The following is a 19,363-nucleotide window of genomic DNA, read 5'->3' as shown; positions in this document are numbered from 1 at the left end:
TTTGAAAAGTGCTCAAAATTTTAAAATTAGTTTTGCCGAAACTGGGTATTTCATACTGAAGCCCTAGAGCAAACTTTTCAGAGTGTGCTACTCTAAAACGTATTGTTTAATTTGAAAGATTAAGAGCCTAATGACGGAACTCGCGGTAGATATCGTTCACCAGAATATGCATCAACGTCAATCGATTGGCCATTTGGTCGAGCCTGCTCCCAATGCAGAACAATTAGAGCGGGCATTTCAAGCCGCATTGACTGCACCAGATCATCATCGTTTAAAGCCGACACGTTTTATCGTAATTGCTGAAGATCAACGTGAGGCATTTGGTGAGTTATTGTCACAAGCCTTGGCTGATTTGGGTGAGACTGAGTCAGCACAGTTAGAGCGTGTTAAAAATCATCCTTTTCGTGCCCCATTACTGGTTTTGGTATTGACTAAATTTCAATCGCATCCGAAAGTCCCTAATTTTGAGCAGACTTTAAGTAGTGGGGCTACTATTCAGAATTTTATTTTGTCCCTACAAGCTCAAGGTTTTTCGAGTATGTGGCGTAGTGGGGCAGTGGTGGAGTCGGTGCATTTCAAACAGGCTTTAGGCTTCAGCGCAGATGATTTGATCTCAGGTATTTTATATATTGGTACGGCAGTTAAAGCGATTCCGCCACGTGCCGAAATTCAAACCCAAGATTATGTAAGTTATTGGAATCAATAGTTCCATTTTAGGATATAAAAATAATGTCAGAGTTGAAGTTTTCAGATTTGGTTGAACCTGTAGCAGTAGATCAAAAAACGGCACTACGTATTACCGTTTTGGGTGGTGGTAGTTTTGGGACAGCGATGGCGAATACCGCGGTTCGTAATGGCTGCGATACCATGATTTGGATTCGTGATGAAGCGGTTGCGGCTGATATCAATGCGACACATGTGAATAAACGCTATTTGCCCGATTTTAAACTTGAAGACGGTTTACGTGCAGTTTCAAATATAGAAGAGGCTGTTCGTGATCGCGATATTATTTTGGTGGCGATTCCGAGTCATTCTTTCCGTGATGTACTCAAACAAATTAAACCGTTTATTACTTCGCAAGCCGTGGTGTCTTTGACCAAGGGTATCGAAGCGAATACTTTTAGTTTTATGAGTGATATTATTCGCTCAGAGCTACCAGAAGTGCCTTATGGCGTGTTATCTGGGCCAAACTTAGCCAAGGAAATTGTGGCAGGACAACCGGCTGGGACGGTCATTGCAAGCCAGTCTGACTTGGTGCGTTATGCGGTACAGCAAGCTTTACATAGTGCCTTGTTCCGTGTTTTCGCCAGTGATGATGTGCATGGTGTAGAACTCGGCGGTGCGCTTAAAAACATTTATGCGGTTGCGATGGGAATGGCTGCTGCATACAAAGTCGGTGAAAATACCAAGAGTATGATTTTGACTCGTGCTTTGGCGGAAATGAGTCGTTTTGCTGTGAAGTTAGGGGCAAATCCACTGACCTTCTTAGGTTTGTCTGGTGTCGGTGATTTATTTGCAACGTGTAGCAGCCCACTGAGTCGCAACTATCAAATCGGTTTTGCACTGGGGCAAGGCAAGAGTTTGGAACAGGCAACCGCTGAATTGGGACAAACAGCAGAAGGCATTAACACTATTGTACAAGTCAAAGCACGTTCTGAAGAGCTAGATGTGTATATGCCGATTACTAGCGCTTTATACAGTGTTATTTTTGAAAATGCACCACCAATGACAATTGCACTATCCTTAATGAAAAATGGACACCGCAGTGATGTGGAGTTTGTTTTGCCGCATCATGAGGTTTAAAGTCACTTAAAAACCGAAATAAAATGAGCGTTTAAGTGGGTATAATGACTGAATTGTCATAAAAATTAATTAAAATAATCAGGATTTGAATAAGGATTTTTTATGCAACTGACTTTGGTACGTCATGGTGAAGCTGCGCCACCGATCATGGGGAATGACACTAAACGCCCACTCACCGAACGTGGGCATGCACAGGCAGAGCAAACTGCTGACTTTTTAAAGTCACGTATCCAACCTGATGTCTTTGTGGTTAGCCCATTGCTGCGTGCGCAGGAAACATTGGCACACATTAAACAGTACTTTGCGGATGTACCTGTTGTAATCTGCAATACCATTAAGCCCGATGATGATGCAAAAGCGGCTGTGGAATGGTTATCACATTTGCCGTATGAGTCTATTGTGGTGGTGTGTCATATGAATTTGGTGGCACATATGGCCTCGATTTTGGTGACAGAATCTTTCAATCCTTATGCTTTGGCTGAAGCGCGGATTTATGAGCAAGCAGTTATCGCGGAAGGCTTGTCGACACAAACAAAAGCATTTATACCTAGCATATAAAAACCAATTAAAACGGCAGAATATAATACATGTTGCAAATTTGGATGCCCGAAGCCGATGGAACATGGCACTGGTCTATAGGGGAAAGATGGCAATCTGCTTATACACTTGAGCAATTGATCCAAGATATACAAGCGCATCATGGTGAGGAAGCAACTGTTTTCTTTCCAAGCCGTGATGTGCAAATTATTCAGCAAAATATGCCTAAGGCCCAATACAAGCAGTTGGGGGCTGAAGGTGTGAAGTATTTGCTGGAAGAATATGTATTGAGCTCAATCGATCAGATGAAAGTATTACATCACTTTCAAGCGCCTGAGCAACTCACTGTTTTGGGTATTTCAAAGCATCGTTTAGAGACTTTACAGCATGCCTTGAGTTTGATTCCTGTGAAGCTGGTCAGCCTATTGCCTGATTTTCTGATTTTGCCTGTACCTGACGCAGAACAGGTAATCTTGGGCTATGTAGAAGAGCGACTTCTGTTTCGCGCTAATACTTGGTTGGGCGGATCAATTGATGATCTTGCTGTATTTTTAGATTATCAAGCAGTCAACCAAAAATATAAAATTTGTAACTTTAGTGCTTCGCACATGCATAGCTTAAACGCCAGTGTGACGCAGGAGCAGCTTGAGTCTTTCCATTATGAATGGATGGCATTGCCAAGAGCAAAACAACATCCATGGAATCTTTTGCCGAAGGTGAAAGAGCAACATGTTTCAACGGGCTATTGGAAAGCCTGTGCAGCGGTATTTGCTGCATTGATTGTGACGCAATTGACCTATGATGCGACCCGTTGGTATCAAAATAAAAAGCTTGCAGAGCAAGTGGCTGTTCAGGCGGTCGATCAATTTAAATATTGGTTTGGTGCGAACTATCCTGTGACCGAGCAAACGCTGCGAAGCCAGTTTGAATATCAACTGAATATGAATAAACAAGCGGATGCGCAAGCTTTGTCTTTATTGAGTCGCGTTGGGCCTGTGCTTATGCAACAGCAAATTGTGGCTAATCAGGTGGTGTATGAAGCGAATAGCCTAAATATGCAACTTAAAGCCAACTCGGCAGAGGCTTTACAGACACTCACTCAGCAGCTTAATCAACAAGGTTTTCAGGTTGAATTAGGCAATATTCAGCCGACCACGGGTGGGGCAATTGGAATGGTGAAAATACAATAATGAAAGCCATGCAAAATTTACAAACTGTTTTGGATCAGCGTTTAGAGCTGATCAGTACTTATTTTGATCGTCTTACACCGCGCGACCGTGTATTAGTCATCTTCTTGCTCATTTTCGTATTGGTGAGCTCGATAGGGGCTGCACTTTGGTATACCCATGCTGCGGCAGAGAAACAGCAAAAACGCGTGAACCAGCTCAAAGAAACCATGACATGGATGCAGAGCAATGCAGTCACCATGAAATCGAGCTCAGATGGTCAACTAACCCCGATGGAACAGATCCAGCGTATTGCACAGCAGCAAGGTTTGTCGGTTGCTTCGCAGCAGAATGCTGAACAAATTCAGTTGGTAGTAAGCCATGCCAACTATGTAGTGTTAGCTAACTTTTTGACCCAACTAACGCAAAATGGTTTGAGTATTGAAAAAATGGAGTTGGTCTCAGATGCAGGGCAGATTAAATTATCGGCTAGCGTGAAATAATCGCTAAAAATAAAGCCAGACGAAGCATGGTGTTTTAGCGAGGCTATGCCTATAATATGGCGACTTAAAAAGCAGTAGACTTTTACAGATATGTTGTATTCTCTTGCCCGCCCTTTGTTGTTTACTTTAGCACCAGAGCGTGCACATGAGCTAACACTATCGCTATTGAAATCAACGCATAAGCTAGGCTTAATGCGTCAAAATATAGCGGCTAAACCGGTGACATGTATGGGCATCGAGTTCCCCAATCCTGTAGGTTTGGCTGCTGGTCTAGATAAAAATGGTGCTTATATTGACGCAATGGCAGGTCTAGGGTTTGGTTTTATTGAAATTGGAACCATTACTCCGCGTCCACAGCAGGGTAATCCTCTGCCACGTTTATTCCGTATCCCACAAGCTAAAGCCATTATTAACCGTATGGGTTTTAACAACGATGGTGTGGATCAACTGATTGAAAATGTCAAAGCGGCCAAGTTCAAAGGGGTTTTAGGGATTAATATCGGCAAAAATGCGGATACCCCAGTCGAAAAAGCAGTAGATGACTATCTCATTTGTTTAGAAAAAGTCTATAACTATGCGTCTTATATTACCGTTAACATTTCCTCTCCAAATACTAAAAACCTGCGTAGTTTGCAAAGTGGCGATGCTTTAACTGAGCTGCTAGAGACGCTGAAAAAACGTCAGTTAGAGTTGGCTGAAGAGCAGCAGCACTATGTACCCTTGGTGTTGAAAGTTGCGCCGGATTTGGAAGCGGAAGATATTCAATTTATTGCGAAACAACTGCTTCAGTTTAAAATTGATGGGTTGATTGTGACCAATACGACTTTGTCTCGTGAAGGGGTGGAAAACTTACCTTTTGGTGATGAAGCGGGTGGTTTATCTGGTGCGCCTGTGTTTGAGAAAAGTACAGCGTGTTTAAAAGCCTTTGCTGAGGTTTTAAAAGGTCAGATTCCTTTGATTGGTGTGGGTGGGATTTTGTCGGGTGAGCAGGCGCTTGCAAAACAAAATGCAGGGGCAAATCTTGTACAAGTTTATAGTGGCCTCATCTATACAGGACCAACCTTAATTCAAGACTGCGTCTCTGCAATGAAAACAACATGAATGCCATTGATATCTTCATATTGATTGTATTGCTCATTGGAGGGCTCAACGGTTTGCGTCAAGGATTTGTTAAAGCCTTTGCGAACTTGATAGGATGGATTTTAGCGCTGATTGTTGGTGCTAAATTTGCAAGCGTCCTAGCACCTTCGATGGTCTCACTCAGTGAAGATCCAGTGGTTCAAAAAATTGCAGCTTTTGCATTTATTGTATTGGTTATTGTGGTTTTGACGTGGATTGTCACGGCATTACTGAATAACATATTGAAGAGTTTAAAACTCGGGCCTTTGAATCGATTAGCCGGCGGTGCTTTTGGTTCATTAAAAGGGTTGTTAATTGTTCTGATTACGATGCAAGGTGTGGGTTCTTGGGTTGAAAGTTCTCCATATTGGAGACAATCCAAGTTTGTCCAAACACTTTTGCCTTACGCGCCTTGGGCGATGGAGCTTTCTAAAGAGGCTGCAAGCGAGGCGATGTCACATATCAAGTCTAAAGATACACATGTATCTTCAGATTCTTCACCGAAAATTTCCTCGAAAAATGCTGAGGGACAGGGTGAGTCAACAAATAATCCTTTTTATTAATCCTAGCTTGTCTGCGAGGTTGCTATGTGTGGAGTAGTTGGTATAGCTGGTAAATCAGCTGTTAACCAAATGTTGTTTGATGCATTAACGATGTTACAACATCGTGGGCAAGATGCAGCTGGGATAGTAACCTGCCACGAAGGTCGTTTATTCTTACGTAAAGACAATGGCATGGTTCGTGATGTGTTCCACACTCGCCATATGCGTGCATTACAAGGTAACTATGGTATTGGGCATGTGCGTTATCCTACTGCGGGTTCATCGAGCAGCGCTGAAGCGCAGCCCTTCTATGTGAACTCACCTTACGGGATCACGTTAGCGCATAATGGTAACTTAACCAATGCTGAAGAAATTCATGACGATCTGTTCAAAACAGACTTACGTCATATGAATACGGATTCAGACTCAGAAGTACTGTTAAACGTGTTTGCGCATGAGTTGCAAAAACGCGGCAAATTGATGCCTACAGCAGACGACATTTTTCATGTAGTTAGTAAAGTACATGAACGCTGTAAAGGTGGTTATGCTGTAGTTGCAATGCTTACTGGGCATGGCTTAGTGGGTTTCCGTGATCCAAATGGTATTCGTCCACTGATTTACGGTTCGCGTGAAACTGATGCTGGTATGGAATATATCATTGCATCTGAGTCTGTCGCTATTACGGCACTCGGCTTTAAAGTTGAGCGTGATATTGCGCCGGGTGAAGCGATCTTTATCGACTCACAAGGGCAGATGTTTACCAAGCAGTGTGCTGAAGCGCCTGAATACCGCCCATGTATTTTTGAATATGTTTACTTTGCGCGTCCAGATGCGATTATTGATGGCATTTCAGTCTACAAAGCACGTTTAAAAATGGGCGAAAAGCTTGCTCAAAAAATCCTGACAGAGTGGAGTGAAGAGCACGATATTGATGTCGTGATCCCAATTCCAGATACATCGCGTACCTCTGCACTTGAACTGGCAAATATGTTGGGCGTGAAGTTCCGTGAAGGCTTTATGAAGAACCGCTACATCGGCCGTACCTTCATTATGCCGGGTCAGCAATTGCGTAAAAAATCAGTACGTCAAAAGTTGAACCCTGTTGAACTTGAGTTCCAAGGTAAAAATGTACTTTTGGTGGATGACTCGATTGTGCGTGGTACTACGTGTAATGAAATTATCCAAATGGCACGTGATGCGGGTGCGAAAAAAGTATTCTTTGCTTCTGCTGCGCCGATGGTGAAATATCCAAACGTGTATGGCATTGATATGCCAGCAAAAGAAGAGTTGATTGCATCTGAGCGTACCGTTGAAGAAATTCGTGAAATTATTGGTGCAGATCGTCTAATTTTCCAAGATTTAGAAGACTTAAAAGCAGCTGTGCGCACCAGCAAAGTACCAGATTTACAAGAGTTTGATTGCTCGGTATTTGATGGTAAATATGTTGCTGGTGGTATCGATGAAGCTTATTTAGATGAATTACAGGCGAAACGTCGTGAAACATCGAAAAAGAAAGACAGCTATATTGATGTCAACATTGATGCAGCTTCCGTTGATTTGACGGGTGTGAAAGAAGTCTAATTGATTTAGATTTGAGAAAAGCGGGAGTTTCCCGCTTTTTTCATTTATGATGGATTGATTCAAACAATGTAAGAAAAGGGATTTACATTGAAGGGTGTAAGTTATTCAATCATAAAGAATAAAAACATGTTGTGGTCTGCCAGTATCTGCTTGCTGGCGGTACTTTTGTCGCTATTTATTTTAAATACTGTGGCTGGGCTGCTGGTTTTTTATTTTGATTCGAGTCAAAGCATTTTTTGGCATAGCTTGAGTATTTATATCATTGGTTTATTGCTCTTGGTGATGAGTTATTCCGTGGTATATGAGTTGTATGTGTTCCGTTCAGGCGGACACAGTTTGGCCAAGCAGCTGCGTGCACGACGTTTAAGTTTGATTGAAAGTACACCAGAAGAAAGTATTGCACTGAAAATTACAGAAAAACTAGCGGATACTTTTTTAATTGAAACACCTGCGGTCTATGTTTTGCCCGATGAAGTGGGGGTGAATGCCTTAACTGCTGGTTTTTATCCCAAAGATATTGCGATTATTTTAACGTGGGGCGCCCTGCAAAACCTCGATGAACTTGAGCTGACGGGGTTATTGAATCATGAGTTTAATCAAATTTTATCAGGTGAGACCGCTGAAAATACTCGGTTAAAAATTTTATATAGTGCCCTCACCACCTTCAGTCAGTGGGGCAGTAAAATTGCTAAATTGGGATTTTCAACTCATCATAAAAAGTCGCAAAGTTTTGAAACCACTTTTGTTGCAACAGGTGGTGTGATCTGGCTGATTGGAAGTTTGGGGGTGCTGGTTACACGCTGTATTAAGTTTCTGACGTTGGGGGGGCGTACTTTAAAAAATGATATGAAAACACGTCGTCTGATGCAAAATGATGCCAATATTCAAACTCTCATGCGTATCTATGTGCATCACGCAGGTTCGCAAATTCACAGTGAATATTCTGAGTCGATTGCACACATGTGTTTTGCCAACTCATTAAGTGCGCAAAGTTGGATGAATATTCATCCAAGCATTGAAGAACGTATTTATGAAATGAATCCGAATTTGGTTCAAGACATACAGTTGGAAAACCTAGAAAAACTGCGCAACCGTCCGTTATTTGGCTTGTTTCGTTCCTTAGAAGAGCAGTACGCAGATTTCCAAGCGCCTTGGACTTCACCGCAGCCTTTGCCCTTATTAAGACTGTCTCCAATTAGTTTTGCCATTAAAGATGCAATTAAACCGCTTAACCCTGAAGTACGTGCACATATTGAACGTCCAGAGTTAATTCAGCGAGCTTTACAGACCGCAACAGGTTCGCGCGAGCTGATGGTCGCGATTCTCATGATTCGTCAATTCCGTGAGTTTATTCCTGCTGAGGCTGAAGTCAGCCGTGCCATTGTGGATTCACTATTAAATCTAGATGGCCGTGTTCATATTTCAATTTTCCATGAGGCATGCCGAAATATTGGTGGCATGCCAGCGACAATTGCACGCCAGTTTTTATTAAAGTTGGCGAAGATTATTCAAGAAGACGGTGAAATTGGACTGTTGGATGCACTGCTACTTGAACGGGTTAAGTTTGAGCTGAATTTGTTGCCTGTGCATACACCTGCGGCTCTAGATGAAGTTAAACCGCAGATTGTGCGTTTAATTGATGCTTTGTTACATGTGCAGCAAATCAATAGTGAAACACAGTTGGAAGTACGAGAGAAAATCTTGCGTCGAGTTTTAACTGTACAAGAGTTAGAGCAGTATGCGGAAATTTCAGATGAGCCGATTGATTTGGCCGAAATTTTAAATGATATGGCGGGGCTGCTGCTGCGGGATCGTTTAAGTATTTTGGGGGTGGCTGAAATTTGTCTATGGAACGACCGCATTATTACTCAAGATGAGCAGGATGTTTTGGAGTTGCTTTATTGGCGTCTCGGTTTCGACAGTGAAGAGATTGTTGAGCAAATGCAAAAGAAAAATCGCTTGATGATTGTTTAATTGAGGGTTTAATGCGTTCTTAGTATTTGCATATTGTCTATGCGAATAATATGTGAAAAGAACAGCATCTCTAGGCATTTCTCGATAGAATATGCACTGAATTAAGTGTGAAGGTAAAAGATGATCGGGCATCAGCGTGAGGTTTTGGCGAGTTTAGGAATTGATTTGTGGGTTCCTGCTTTTTTGCCGTCTCAACAAAATGCAACCACATCGATCTGGCGAGATCAAAGCACGACTGAGATTATTTCTGAAATTGTACGACCTCAATCTCAGCCCGAAGCCAAAAGCATTTCTGAACATCCACTTGTACAGAATAAGCTTCCACATCCAGCGCCTCCTGCTGAAATTGCAACGCAGCCGATTGAACAAGAAGTTGTTACAGCATTAAAAGAAGAGATTGTCCGAGAGGCCATCCATGTTGAGGCTTTTCAGTTGCAAGCTGTTGCTTTGGAGCACTGCGCTTTGGTGCTTGAAGCGACACAATTGAGCTTGGAGCAGCAACAGTTGTGGCAAAATATTGTGCAGGCCTTACCTGCGCAAAAATATGCGCTGAATTGGCCTTTTCCTTTGTTGAATTTCCAAGATGGGCGCGGTGTTCAGAGTTATATTCAAGGTTTCATTGATGGTTTAAGTCAGGGCAAAACAGTTATTGCATTGGGCTCTATACCAAATGCTAATGGTATAAAAGTCACACAAGCAGCAAGCTTACAAGAAATGCTTGATCAGCCATTACTTAAAAAAGCCCTGTGGCACATGATGCGAGCAAAACAACAAAATATGGAATAGGTATGAAGCAGAAAGTCGTTGTTTTTAGTCAAATAGATGCAGAAGTATTACAGCGCCTAGAGCAGCGTTATCACGTGGTGGTCATCAACCCGAAAGCAGGTGATGTAAATACGCAAATCCGTGAGCAAGTTGCGGATGCGGATGCCATGATTGGTGCAGGGCGTTTACTGAATCAAAACAACCTAGAAACTGCGAAACAGCTCAAAATTATATCTAGTGTTAGTGTTGGCTATGACAACTATGATCTGAACTACTTAAACCAAGCAAAAATTTGGCTCAGCCACACCCCTCATGTGCTAACTGAAACGACTGCCGATTTGGCCTTTACTTTGTTGATGAGTGCGGCGCGTCAAGTGCCTTATTTGGATCAATGGACCAAAACAGGTCAGTGGTCGCGTACTGTCGGGCAGGCACAATTTGGTCAGGAAATTTTTGGTCAAACATTGGGTATAATTGGTTTAGGGAATATTGGTGCGGCAATTGCGCGACGTGGTTTTCATGGTTTCAATATGAATATTTTGTATCACGGGCGCCGAGAAAAATTAGAATTGGCACAACCCTTAAATGCACGTTTTTGCGAATTAGATGAGCTGTTAGAGCAATCGGACTTCATTGTTGTGGCGGTTGATCTAAACGCGAATACGCAGCATTTGATTGATGCAGAAGCATTTAAGAAAATGCAATCTCATGCCGTCTTTGTAAATATTTCGCGTGGTGCCGTAGTGGATGAACAGGCACTTATTCAGGCCTTGGAGCAAAAGCAAATTTTTGCAGCTGGGCTGGATGTTTATGAAAAAGAACCCTTGCAAGATTCAGCACTGTTCCAGCTGCATAATGTGGTAACGTTGCCACATATTGGTTCTGCAACATCTGTAACACGTAAAAAAATGGCAGAGTTGGCTTACCAAAACTTGGTGAAAGCATTGGAAGGTAGTCAACCTCCATATGTGGTGAATCCTGAATTTAGATAAAAATTTGATAACACTTCATTGCATTTTCATTCAATTATCAATGTTATATTCATTCGATTCCTTTAAATAAAGTCGGGGTGAGGGTTGAAGCGTTTTCTGTGTGCGTGCAGTTTAAGTCTTATTTCGACTGTTGGTTTTGCAGAAGGTCAATTTCTTACGAATGCCCCACAGTTCAATGTACCTGAGATTGGTTCAGGTATAGGTTTTATTGATCAATATAATGAGCGCTATATTGGTGAAAAAGTTTATCGTGAAGTACAGCGTCAGCTACCTGTTACGCAAAATCCGTGGCTAGAAGATCAACTGATGAATGCTTTTTCAAGCATTTTGAGTCAAACCCAGCTTGGTCAACCGATTGGTCTGGTGGTCATTAATGACCCGCAAATTAATGCCTTTGCAGTCCCGGGTGGTTTGTTTGCATTAAACGCTGGTTTGATTACCAATGCCAATAATATGGATGAAGTTGCCGGCGTAATGGCGCACGAAATTGCGCACGTCACACAGCGCCACTACAGTCGTTCGCAAGAGGCGTTTAAGGGGCAGGGGTTGCTCGCGCTGGCAGGGATTTTGGTTGGTGCTTTGGTTGCGTCTCAAGCCGATGGTGATGTCGGTTCTGCGGTCATGGTTGGTACGCAAGCCGCACTCATGGACAAGCAGCTGTCTTATAGTCGTAACCAAGAGCGTGAAGCTGACCGTATAGGGATGCAGTATATGTATAGCGCTGGTTATAACCCGCAAAGTATGGCTGATTTTTTTGAAGTGATGCACCGTGCAACCAGTCGAGTGAGTTTTTTACCCGACTTTTGGTTCACACACCCACTCACGACTGAGCGGATGAGTGAGGCAAGACTCAGAGCGAATCAGTTGCCTAAAGTGAAATCTATTTGGCGTGATGAAGACTTTGAGATCTTAAAGCTGTATACCATGGTGATATCGAATCAGGCGACAGAACAGCAACTTCAGATGCTGGTAAGCCGTAACAGCTATGCAGCACAATTGGCTTTGGCTAGTTTTTACCTCAAACAAGGTGACTATAAACTTGCTCAACAAGTGTTAGATCAGGCCAAGTCGCATCAGAAATTACATAACCTGCAGACCTTGATTCAAACTGATATTTTGCTTGGACAAAATCGTGTGAATGAAGCCCTTGCTGTTATCCAATCACCTGCGAGCATCATGCCTGAAAATCGGGCTTTAAATTATAAATTGGCTGAAGTTTATATTCGTCAGAATCGACCTGAGCTTGCGCAGCCTGTACTCAATCGGTTTTTGAAAAATAATCCGCGTGATGTGAATGCGTGGAGACTGATGCAGCAAGCTGCGAGTTTAGATAAAAAGTCGTCAATGCATACCATTAATGTTTTGCGCTATCGGGCTGAAGTGCAGTTCTGGTCGGGCTTTGAAGAAGAAGCGATTAAATCTTTATTGCATGCTCAGCGTTTAGCGAAAGATAATGAATCAATGTCAGCGACCATTAAAACGCGTTTAACCCAAATGCAAAAGGATCGACAATTTAGAGCTTAGGAAAGCGGTATTGCAAATAGAGGGATAAAACAGAGATGAGTCAGGATTTGTTTTAAAGCTGAGAATGAATAGATAAAATAAAAATAATAATTTTTATAGAAAATAAAACTTTGAACTGCCTTTTTAAGGTCAGTTCAACGTAATCGATTTAAAGATTTTTAAATTAAGCCAGTTTTGCTTTAATTTTTGCTGAAACTTGAGAAGGATCGGCGCGCCCGGCTATGAGCGGACGCAGAGAATTCATCACCTTACCCATATCTTTCATGCTAGTAGCTTCTTGCGCTGCAATCGTTTGCGCAATCATGGAATCAAGTTCTTCCTCAGTCATAGCTTCTGGTAGAAATTGAGATAAAACCTCAAGTTCGGCTTGTTCCTTACTAGCTAAATCTTCTCGACCAGCGCCTTCAAAGGCTTTGATCGATTCTTTACGTTGTTTAATTTGTTTTTCAATGACCGCAAGAACTTGAGCGTCGTCAAGTTCTTTGCGCTCATCGACTTCGATTTGCTTAATTGCCGCCTGTAGACCACGAATTACCGTTAACTTATCCATTTCTTTAGCACGCATAGTGGCTTTCAAAACTTCAGTTATTTGGCTTTTTAAAGTAGTCATTATTTAGTCCAGGCAGTCAATCACAAATTAATCTTAGTAAAGGCGAGTAGTACGTACTGATTCACGCGCCAATTTCTTTTGGTAGCGTTTAACAGCAGCAGCTTTTTTGCGCTTACGTTCTTGAGTTGGTTTCTCGTAGAATTCGCGCTTACGAACGTCAGCTAAAACGCCCGCTTTTTCGCATGAACGTTTGAAACGACGGATAGCTACGTCTACTGGTTCGCCTTCTTTCAATTTAACTTGTGGCATGAAGAATCCTCATTAAGTTATGGATAAGATCTGGGCGACATTGCCCTGATCACAAGTGAAGGTCAGTATTTTACTCATTTACATCTCATACCACAAGTCTATAATGGTTCACGCAATAGATTTGATACAGGTTATAGGCAGTTTAATGATCGTTTTAGGCTTAGAAACATCTTGTGATGAAACAGGACTTGCCCTTTATGACAGCGAGTCGGGTTTACGTGGGCAAGTGCTGTACAGCCAAATTAAACTGCATGCAGAGTATGGTGGTGTGGTGCCGGAGTTGGCATCGCGTGACCATGTGCGTAAGCTGATTCCATTGATGAATCAACTGCTTGAAGAAAGTGGTGTAAAAAAATCTGAAATTGATGCCGTGGCATATACGCGTGGCCCAGGTTTGATGGGCGCGCTGATGACAGGTGCGCTGTTTGGTCGAACTTTGGCCTTTGCTTTAAATAAACCTGCAATTGGTGTGCATCATATGGAAGGGCATATGTTGGCACCACTTTTATCGGAAACGCCGCCAGAATTTCCTTTTGTAGCACTTTTGGTCTCAGGTGGACATTCTCAATTGATGGCTGCCTATGGGATTGGACAGTACGAATTATTGGGGGAGTCGATTGATGATGCTGCAGGTGAGGCCTTTGATAAGGTTGCGAAAATGATGGGATTACCGTATCCAGGTGGCCCAAATATTTCAAAACTGGCTGAGCAAGGTGATCCGAATGCCTTTGCTTTCCCACGTCCAATGCTGCATCAAGGTTTGGAGTTTTCATTTAGTGGTTTAAAAACAGCCGTATCTGTGCAAATGAAAAAACTCGGTGACGAAAACCGTGATGCGGATATTGCAGCGAGTTTCCAAGAAGCTATCGTGGATACCTTAGTTAAAAAATCTGTGAAAGCGTTGAAGCAAATAGGTTTAAAACGCTTAGTGATCGCAGGTGGTGTCAGTGCCAATAAACGTTTACGTGAGCGTTTGGAAGCAGATTTAACCAAGATTCGTGCTCAGGTTTACTATGCCGAACCTGCACTTTGTACGGACAATGGCGCTATGATTGCTTTTGCTGGTTATCAGCGTTTAAAAGCAGGACAGCAAGATGGTTTAGCTGTAACGACAACACCACGCTGGCCAATGACTGAGTTGACTAATCCCAGTGAAGTCTAAGACTTTCATTTGATCAGTTTAAAGCCCGACTAAATGTTGGGCTTTTTTACATTTAGGTCTTTACCAAAGGGCTTTTAAAAATGCGCTGCTTAGACTTTAAGAATATTTTTTGACTCACTTAAATGTAGCTTAGCACCAAGTTAAAAGTATTTACCCATAGGTTTATCCATAGAAATTGGGGATAAGTATGCCTAGCGTGGTTTTTGATTGATCTCAAGAGATTAAGACTTTGAGTATTTCTGAATTTAATTAAAATTTTATTTTATATGGTTTTAAGGTATTGATTAATATTAATAGTTTGTATTTTTCTTAAATTTTTATTTCTATACGAGGATAAAACTCAAAGCCACGAAGGCCAATTACAACAAGTAACATGATTTAGCTTCCTGAGCTTAAGGATATTCTTTAGTTTATATGAAAGGCAGATGTAGATTTCATTAAAAATATCTTGGTCGTATAAATCACAAAGCTATGACGGTCTGTCTTAGGAACTTTCATTACAACAATGGAAGTACATAATTAGAAGAAAATTTTAGAGGTGTTACCCATGGCGGCTACTAATGGAATGCTAGACCCTGATGATTCGATAATTCTACTGATTGACCATCAAAGTGGACTTTTTAATACCGTACGCGATGTACCTGTACCCGACTTACGCAATTATGTGATTGCAATTGCAAAAGCAGCAACTTTATTAAATATACCTGTAATTACCACGGCTTCTGTACCTGACGGCCCCAATGGCCCTTTAATTCCTGAAATTCATCACTTTGCTCCGCATGCAGTTTATGTACCACGTACTGGACAAATTAATACTTGGGACAATCCCTTATTTGTAGATGAAGTTAAAAAAACGGGTAGGAAGACACTGATTATTGCTGGAACGCTGACCAGTGTATGTATGACTTTCCCTGCTGTAAGCGCTCGTAAAGAAGGTTATAACGTCTATTGTGTTGTGGATGCATCAGGTAACTGGAGCAAATTAGCCACAGATACATCAATTGCTCGTGTGACCCAAGCGGGCGCAATTCCAACCGATACTTTTGCGATTGTGGCCGAGTTAATGCGTACTTGGAACCGTCCTGAAGGCTCCCGTTTTGCCGAAATTCTTTCAGATCATGTCTGCCCAGAATATAAATGCTTAATGGAGAGTTATGCAAAAGCGCAAGCTGTGGTCAAAGATGGGCCAGAAACAAACTTAGATAAATATCAATAATCAGATCAAAGCTATTTGAACTGATATTCATCCCTCATTTTTTCAAATAAATAACCCAAATTCTAATGCGGAATTTGGGTTATTTATTTGATTAGACTGAACTGTTAGTCGTAAAAATTAGATAAAATAGATGCTTAAGTTCCTATCAGTATTTTTATCCTAAAGCTGTTTTAATTGTTGTGAACCGACCCAGTGTTTAGAAAATTGATACGCGGCACGTCCAGAGCGTTGTCCACGCGACTGACACCAACGAAGCGCTTCGGCTCGTACCATATCGTCCATGGCGATTTGAGCTTTTGCTAAGTAGTGCTGCACAATGTCCAAATATAAGTTTTGATCCATTGGATAAAAAGACAGCCATAATCCAAAACGATCGGAGAGTGAAATTTTTTCTTCAATCGCTTCTTGTGGATGCAGTTCAGTGTACTGCGGTACGTCGACTCGAGTCACAGGTGTGTTTTCATGCATAAACTCAGGCAGTAAATGACGACGATTACTGGTGGCATAGATAATAAAATTACTTGAACCTGACTGCAAAGATCCATCCAGCACACTTTTTAAACTGCGATAGTTTTCATCTTCGGCGTTAAAAGCCAAGTCATCACAATACACAATAAACTTTTCAGGGCGCTCTGCAATTAGCTTTTGAATTTCAGGCAGTTCGGATAAATCATCACGTTCAATTTCAATCAGCCTTAAGCCTTGCTCTGCGTATTCCGTTAATAAAGCACGCACAATAGAGGACTTGCCTGTCCCGCGAGAGCCAGTAAGCAGGACGTCATTGGCAGGTAAACCATTAAGAAACTGTTCTGTATTTTGCAGTACTTTTTCTTTTTGACGCTCAATGCCTTTTAAATCATTTAATTCGATTCGTTTGAGCTGATGAATCGCTTTTAACTCGCCATTTTCCCATTTAAAGGCAATCGCTGAAAAATCAGGTGCTTGTTTAACTTCTGGTAGGCTTTGCTGTAGTTGTTGGAGTACAGTCGATAGTGCTTCTAAGATATTGTTCGGTAGGTCAATGGTCGCCATGATTAATCAGCTTATAATTACACTTGTCGTTGATCTTAACATCCGATCTAGCCGCATCAAACCCTTAACGTGGTGCAGATTTGCCAATTTTAGGGTTGAAATGGCAATTGTAATGCTCACATAATTTGCACATAGTCAGTTAGACTGACGGTTGAACGTGTCAGTGAAATTTTAGGAAAACAAAAAAAGTGGGTGAGGATGAATATGTTGTTTAAAGATTTCACACGGGAAATCAACCCGCACCAAGCCTATCGAATCAAAAAACTGAAAAACCAATTGGCTCAGGCAGAGAACTATACTGAGTGGAAAAGCATTGCACTTAGAATTGATGAAGAGTCAGGGGCGCAAGAGTGGAAGTATGACAACTGTTCACCTTATTTCGATGCAGAAGTGATTACCCATCGTTTGGGTTTGTTGAAGCGTTATCGCCAACAAAAGCGTACGACCGATTTAATGTACCTGCTACGAGAAGGTTTGAGTTACGACATTGCCAATATTGCTCATCCCATGTTGTTTACCGCAACCTATGTCGGCACCAAAAAAATTATTGAAGACTATATTGAAGAAGTCAGTTTGGGTTTAGCATTTGTAGCATCTACAGATTGCCAGTGTTTAGATAAACAGCAAAAAATTGAATTTTTTCAGCACTGCCAAAAAGCTTTTGGGCAACCAGCCATGATGTTTTCAGGCGGTGCAACATTAGGACTGTTTCATACAGGTGTGTGTAAGGCTTTGCTTGAGCAAGACCTGATGCCGAAAGTACTGTCTGGTTCAAGTGCGGGTGCCATTATGACAGCGATGCTGGGGCGAGCAACGCCTGCAGAAATGCTGAGCATCTTAAATGGTGAAAACTTTTTTACCGATGCTTTTCAATTTCGAGGCTTTCGTGAGGTCTTAAAGGGCAATGGCGGCTTAGCGGATGTAAAGCATTTAAAAAACTTTTTAATTGCAAATTTGGGTGACGTTACCTTTGAAGAGGCCTTTAAGCAGTCAGGCTTATATAACAATGTAGCGGTTGCGCCTTATGATGCCTCACAAAATCCACGCATTATGAATACCTTTACTTCACCTGACTTATTGGTGTGGAGTGCGGTGCTCGCGTCTTGTGCAGTGCCGATTCTATTTCCACCAGTCAAGCTCACCAGTAAGCGACATGATGGCTTATATACTCCCTATATGTCTTCGACACGCTGGGTCGATGGTAGTGTGCGTAGCGATTTCCCGCAGGAAAAAATGGCGCGTTTATACAATTTAAACTACACCATTGCCAGTCAAGTGAACCCACATGTGGTGCCGTTTATGCAGTCGGATGAAGCACGGTTTCGTAAAGACATGTTGAGCTGGCCTGAACGAATTGTACGCAGACAAGGCAAAGTGATTAGTAAAGGGGTGATGGACTTTGCCCGTGAGCGTGTGGGGATGATTCCACCGATCCGCCGTTTACTGGATCATGGCTATGGCGTGGTGGATCAGCGTTATTATGGCGATGTGAACATTGTAGGGAAATATGGCCTGCGCCATTATAGTTATATGCTGCAAAATCCAAGACCACACTTGTTTAAGCTCTTACAACGTGAAGGCGAACGTGCAACTTGGCCAAAAATCTCAATGATTGAAACACATGCTCGTGTCGGGAAAACTATACAACATTGTTTAGAGGTCTTAACTGCATTGGATACGGCAGAGATGAATGAATCCGAATTCTTGGCAGTTTAATCGTCAAGAATTAAATGCTCTCGCGATGTCGCTTCATACTCCGACTCAGCGTTTGGGCTGGGGGCGAAGGCTTTATCGCTTTGAAGTTGCAGGGCAGGGGTATTGGTTAAAGTATCAGTCGCTATCAGAGCATGTGGCGCTAATTAACGGCTTTGACACTGAACTTAGTTTTTATCAACATGCACTTGCGATGCTGCAACTGCCAAAGTTCTTGCCTGAAGTGCAAATCCTTGAAAATTTTGAGTTTCACTCAGAGCTGGTGAAAGCCGCACTCATCTTAAAAGATGTTCCATCCTTACTTATGGCGAATCCCCATCAGTTAAGTCGTGATCATGTCATTCATATCATTTTTAAAATGCTGAATGCTGTTGAAGAATTACATCAGATGGGGTGGATTCATGCTGATTTAAAAGCTTCGCATTTTTTGTTAGATGGTTCTACATGTAAATTAATTGATTTTGAGCAGAGCCAAAGAATTGGTGAAATAAGCTGTCAAAAGGCTCTAACGGCGACACCGCGCTATATGGCACCTGAATTATTTCATGGTGAAGCAAAGACCGTACAAACCGACCTGTATGCACTCGGGATCATTCTACTTGAGTGGTTGACTGATCAACGTTTGCAGGCATCAAGCTACCAAGATTGGGCGTATTTACACTGTCAGTTTTTGAAGATAGCGCTTCCAGAACCTTTTCAGGGTTTTAGTCCACTTTTACAGCGACTTTTAGCTAAGCAAAAAAGCCAAAGATGGCAAAATACCATGGCTGCAAAACGATGCTTAATGACTGAAATTGAATGAGAAAAAGCCAAGTATATGATTATTGTTTCTTATTTAATCAAATGAGTGTGTTTTTCTTAAAAATTGCTTGTCA

The 19,363-nt window shown here is 42.0% G+C and carries 19 protein-coding genes; 16 read left to right on the top strand and 3 right to left on the bottom strand.

Translation table 11 applies throughout. The features are described from left to right. Nucleotides 1-130 precede the first annotated feature (130 nt). The 12 genes from JZ787_RS11030 (at nt 131) to JZ787_RS10975 (ending at nt 12,506) form a co-directional block, all read left to right on the top strand. A complete protein-coding gene (locus JZ787_RS11030; RefSeq protein ID WP_346312299.1) occupies nt 131-706 on the top strand; it encodes a nitroreductase family protein in 576 nt (191 codons plus the stop codon). A 23-nt stretch (nt 707-729) separates the two neighbouring features. After that, the gene (locus tag JZ787_RS11025; RefSeq protein WP_346312298.1) at nt 730-1,803 is read left to right on the top strand and encodes an NAD(P)H-dependent glycerol-3-phosphate dehydrogenase; all 1,074 of its coding nucleotides are present in this window, start codon (nt 730-732) and stop codon (nt 1,801-1,803) included. Between the two features lie 102 nt (nt 1,804-1,905). Then, nucleotides 1,906-2,361: a phosphoglycerate mutase family protein gene (locus tag JZ787_RS11020; protein WP_346312297.1), complete on the top strand. Its 456-nt coding sequence runs from the start codon at nt 1,906-1,908 to the stop codon at nt 2,359-2,361. Between the two features lie 29 nt (nt 2,362-2,390). After that, entirely contained in the window at nt 2,391-3,530 is a 1,140-nt protein-coding gene (gene gspL / locus JZ787_RS11015; RefSeq protein ID WP_346312296.1) for a type II secretion system protein GspL, read from the top strand. Further along, nucleotides 3,530-4,009, top strand: coding sequence for a type II secretion system protein GspM (gene gspM / locus JZ787_RS11010; RefSeq protein ID WP_168158910.1), 480 nt, complete (start codon nt 3,530-3,532; stop codon nt 4,007-4,009). The genes gspL and gspM overlap by 1 nt, the downstream gene beginning before the upstream one ends. 90 nt (nt 4,010-4,099) lie before the next feature. Further along, on the top strand, nt 4,100-5,110 hold the full coding sequence (locus tag JZ787_RS11005) for a quinone-dependent dihydroorotate dehydrogenase (protein WP_346312295.1): 1,011 nt from the start codon (nt 4,100-4,102) through the stop codon (nt 5,108-5,110). Then, the gene (locus JZ787_RS11000; RefSeq protein WP_004696270.1) at nt 5,107-5,691 is read left to right on the top strand and encodes a CvpA family protein; all 585 of its coding nucleotides are present in this window, start codon (nt 5,107-5,109) and stop codon (nt 5,689-5,691) included. Before JZ787_RS11005 ends, JZ787_RS11000 begins: the two co-directional genes overlap by 4 nt. Nucleotides 5,692-5,715: 24 nt before the next feature. Then, complete coding sequence (gene purF / locus JZ787_RS10995; RefSeq protein WP_004696272.1) at nt 5,716-7,251, top strand: amidophosphoribosyltransferase; 1,536 nt, start codon at nt 5,716-5,718, stop codon at nt 7,249-7,251. An 87-nt stretch (nt 7,252-7,338) separates the two neighbouring features. Further along, a complete protein-coding gene (locus tag JZ787_RS10990) occupies nt 7,339-9,225 on the top strand; it encodes a M48 family metalloprotease (RefSeq protein WP_234964512.1) in 1,887 nt (628 codons plus the stop codon). Between the two features lie 120 nt (nt 9,226-9,345). Further along, nucleotides 9,346-10,011 carry a hypothetical protein gene (locus JZ787_RS10985; RefSeq protein ID WP_346312294.1) on the top strand — a complete coding sequence of 222 codons (666 nt, stop codon included), beginning with the start codon at nt 9,346-9,348 and terminating at the stop codon, nt 10,009-10,011. Between the two features lie 2 nt (nt 10,012-10,013). Continuing rightward, nucleotides 10,014-10,982, top strand: coding sequence for a D-glycerate dehydrogenase (locus JZ787_RS10980; protein ID WP_346312293.1), 969 nt, complete (start codon nt 10,014-10,016; stop codon nt 10,980-10,982). Between the two features lie 84 nt (nt 10,983-11,066). Next, nucleotides 11,067-12,506 (top strand): M48 family metalloprotease, encoded by a 1,440-nt coding sequence (locus JZ787_RS10975; protein WP_346312292.1) that lies wholly within the window; start codon nt 11,067-11,069, stop codon nt 12,504-12,506. A gap of 163 nt (nt 12,507-12,669) precedes the next feature. Here JZ787_RS10975 and JZ787_RS10970 read toward each other — a convergent pair whose 3' ends face one another. Then, entirely contained in the window at nt 12,670-13,116 is a 447-nt protein-coding gene (locus tag JZ787_RS10970) for a GatB/YqeY domain-containing protein (protein ID WP_004982206.1), read from the bottom strand. Nucleotides 13,117-13,149: 33 nt separating this feature from the next. Further along, nucleotides 13,150-13,365, bottom strand: coding sequence for a 30S ribosomal protein S21 (gene rpsU, locus JZ787_RS10965; protein WP_001136722.1), 216 nt, complete (start codon nt 13,363-13,365; stop codon nt 13,150-13,152). 145 nt (nt 13,366-13,510) lie between these two features. On the opposite strand from rpsU, the gene tsaD reads away from it, so the two are divergent. Beyond that, nucleotides 13,511-14,527: a tRNA (adenosine(37)-N6)-threonylcarbamoyltransferase complex transferase subunit TsaD gene (tsaD, locus tag JZ787_RS10960; protein ID WP_346312291.1), complete on the top strand. Its 1,017-nt coding sequence runs from the start codon at nt 13,511-13,513 to the stop codon at nt 14,525-14,527. A 547-nt stretch (nt 14,528-15,074) separates the two neighbouring features. Further along, a complete protein-coding gene (locus tag JZ787_RS10955) occupies nt 15,075-15,743 on the top strand; it encodes an isochorismatase family protein (RefSeq protein ID WP_010327090.1) in 669 nt (222 codons plus the stop codon). Between the two features lie 159 nt (nt 15,744-15,902). Here JZ787_RS10955 and JZ787_RS10950 read toward each other — a convergent pair whose 3' ends face one another. Beyond that, nucleotides 15,903-16,775, bottom strand: coding sequence for an ATP-binding protein (locus tag JZ787_RS10950; protein WP_346312290.1), 873 nt, complete (start codon nt 16,773-16,775; stop codon nt 15,903-15,905). 204 nt (nt 16,776-16,979) lie between these two features. Here JZ787_RS10950 and JZ787_RS10945 point away from each other — a divergent pair, with 204 nt between their 5' ends. After that, nucleotides 16,980-18,491, top strand: coding sequence for a DUF3336 domain-containing protein (locus JZ787_RS10945; protein WP_346312289.1), 1,512 nt, complete (start codon nt 16,980-16,982; stop codon nt 18,489-18,491). Next, nucleotides 18,466-19,290 carry a protein kinase gene (locus JZ787_RS10940; RefSeq protein WP_346312288.1) on the top strand — a complete coding sequence of 275 codons (825 nt, stop codon included), beginning with the start codon at nt 18,466-18,468 and terminating at the stop codon, nt 19,288-19,290. The genes JZ787_RS10945 and JZ787_RS10940 overlap by 26 nt, the downstream gene beginning before the upstream one ends. Nucleotides 19,291-19,363: the final 73 nt, after the last annotated feature.

The organism is Acinetobacter sp. BWR-L5, from assembly GCF_039655985.1.
Lineage (GTDB): Bacteria > Pseudomonadota > Gammaproteobacteria > Pseudomonadales > Moraxellaceae > Acinetobacter > Acinetobacter johnsonii.
This window is presented reverse-complemented; position numbering and strand designations above follow the sequence as displayed.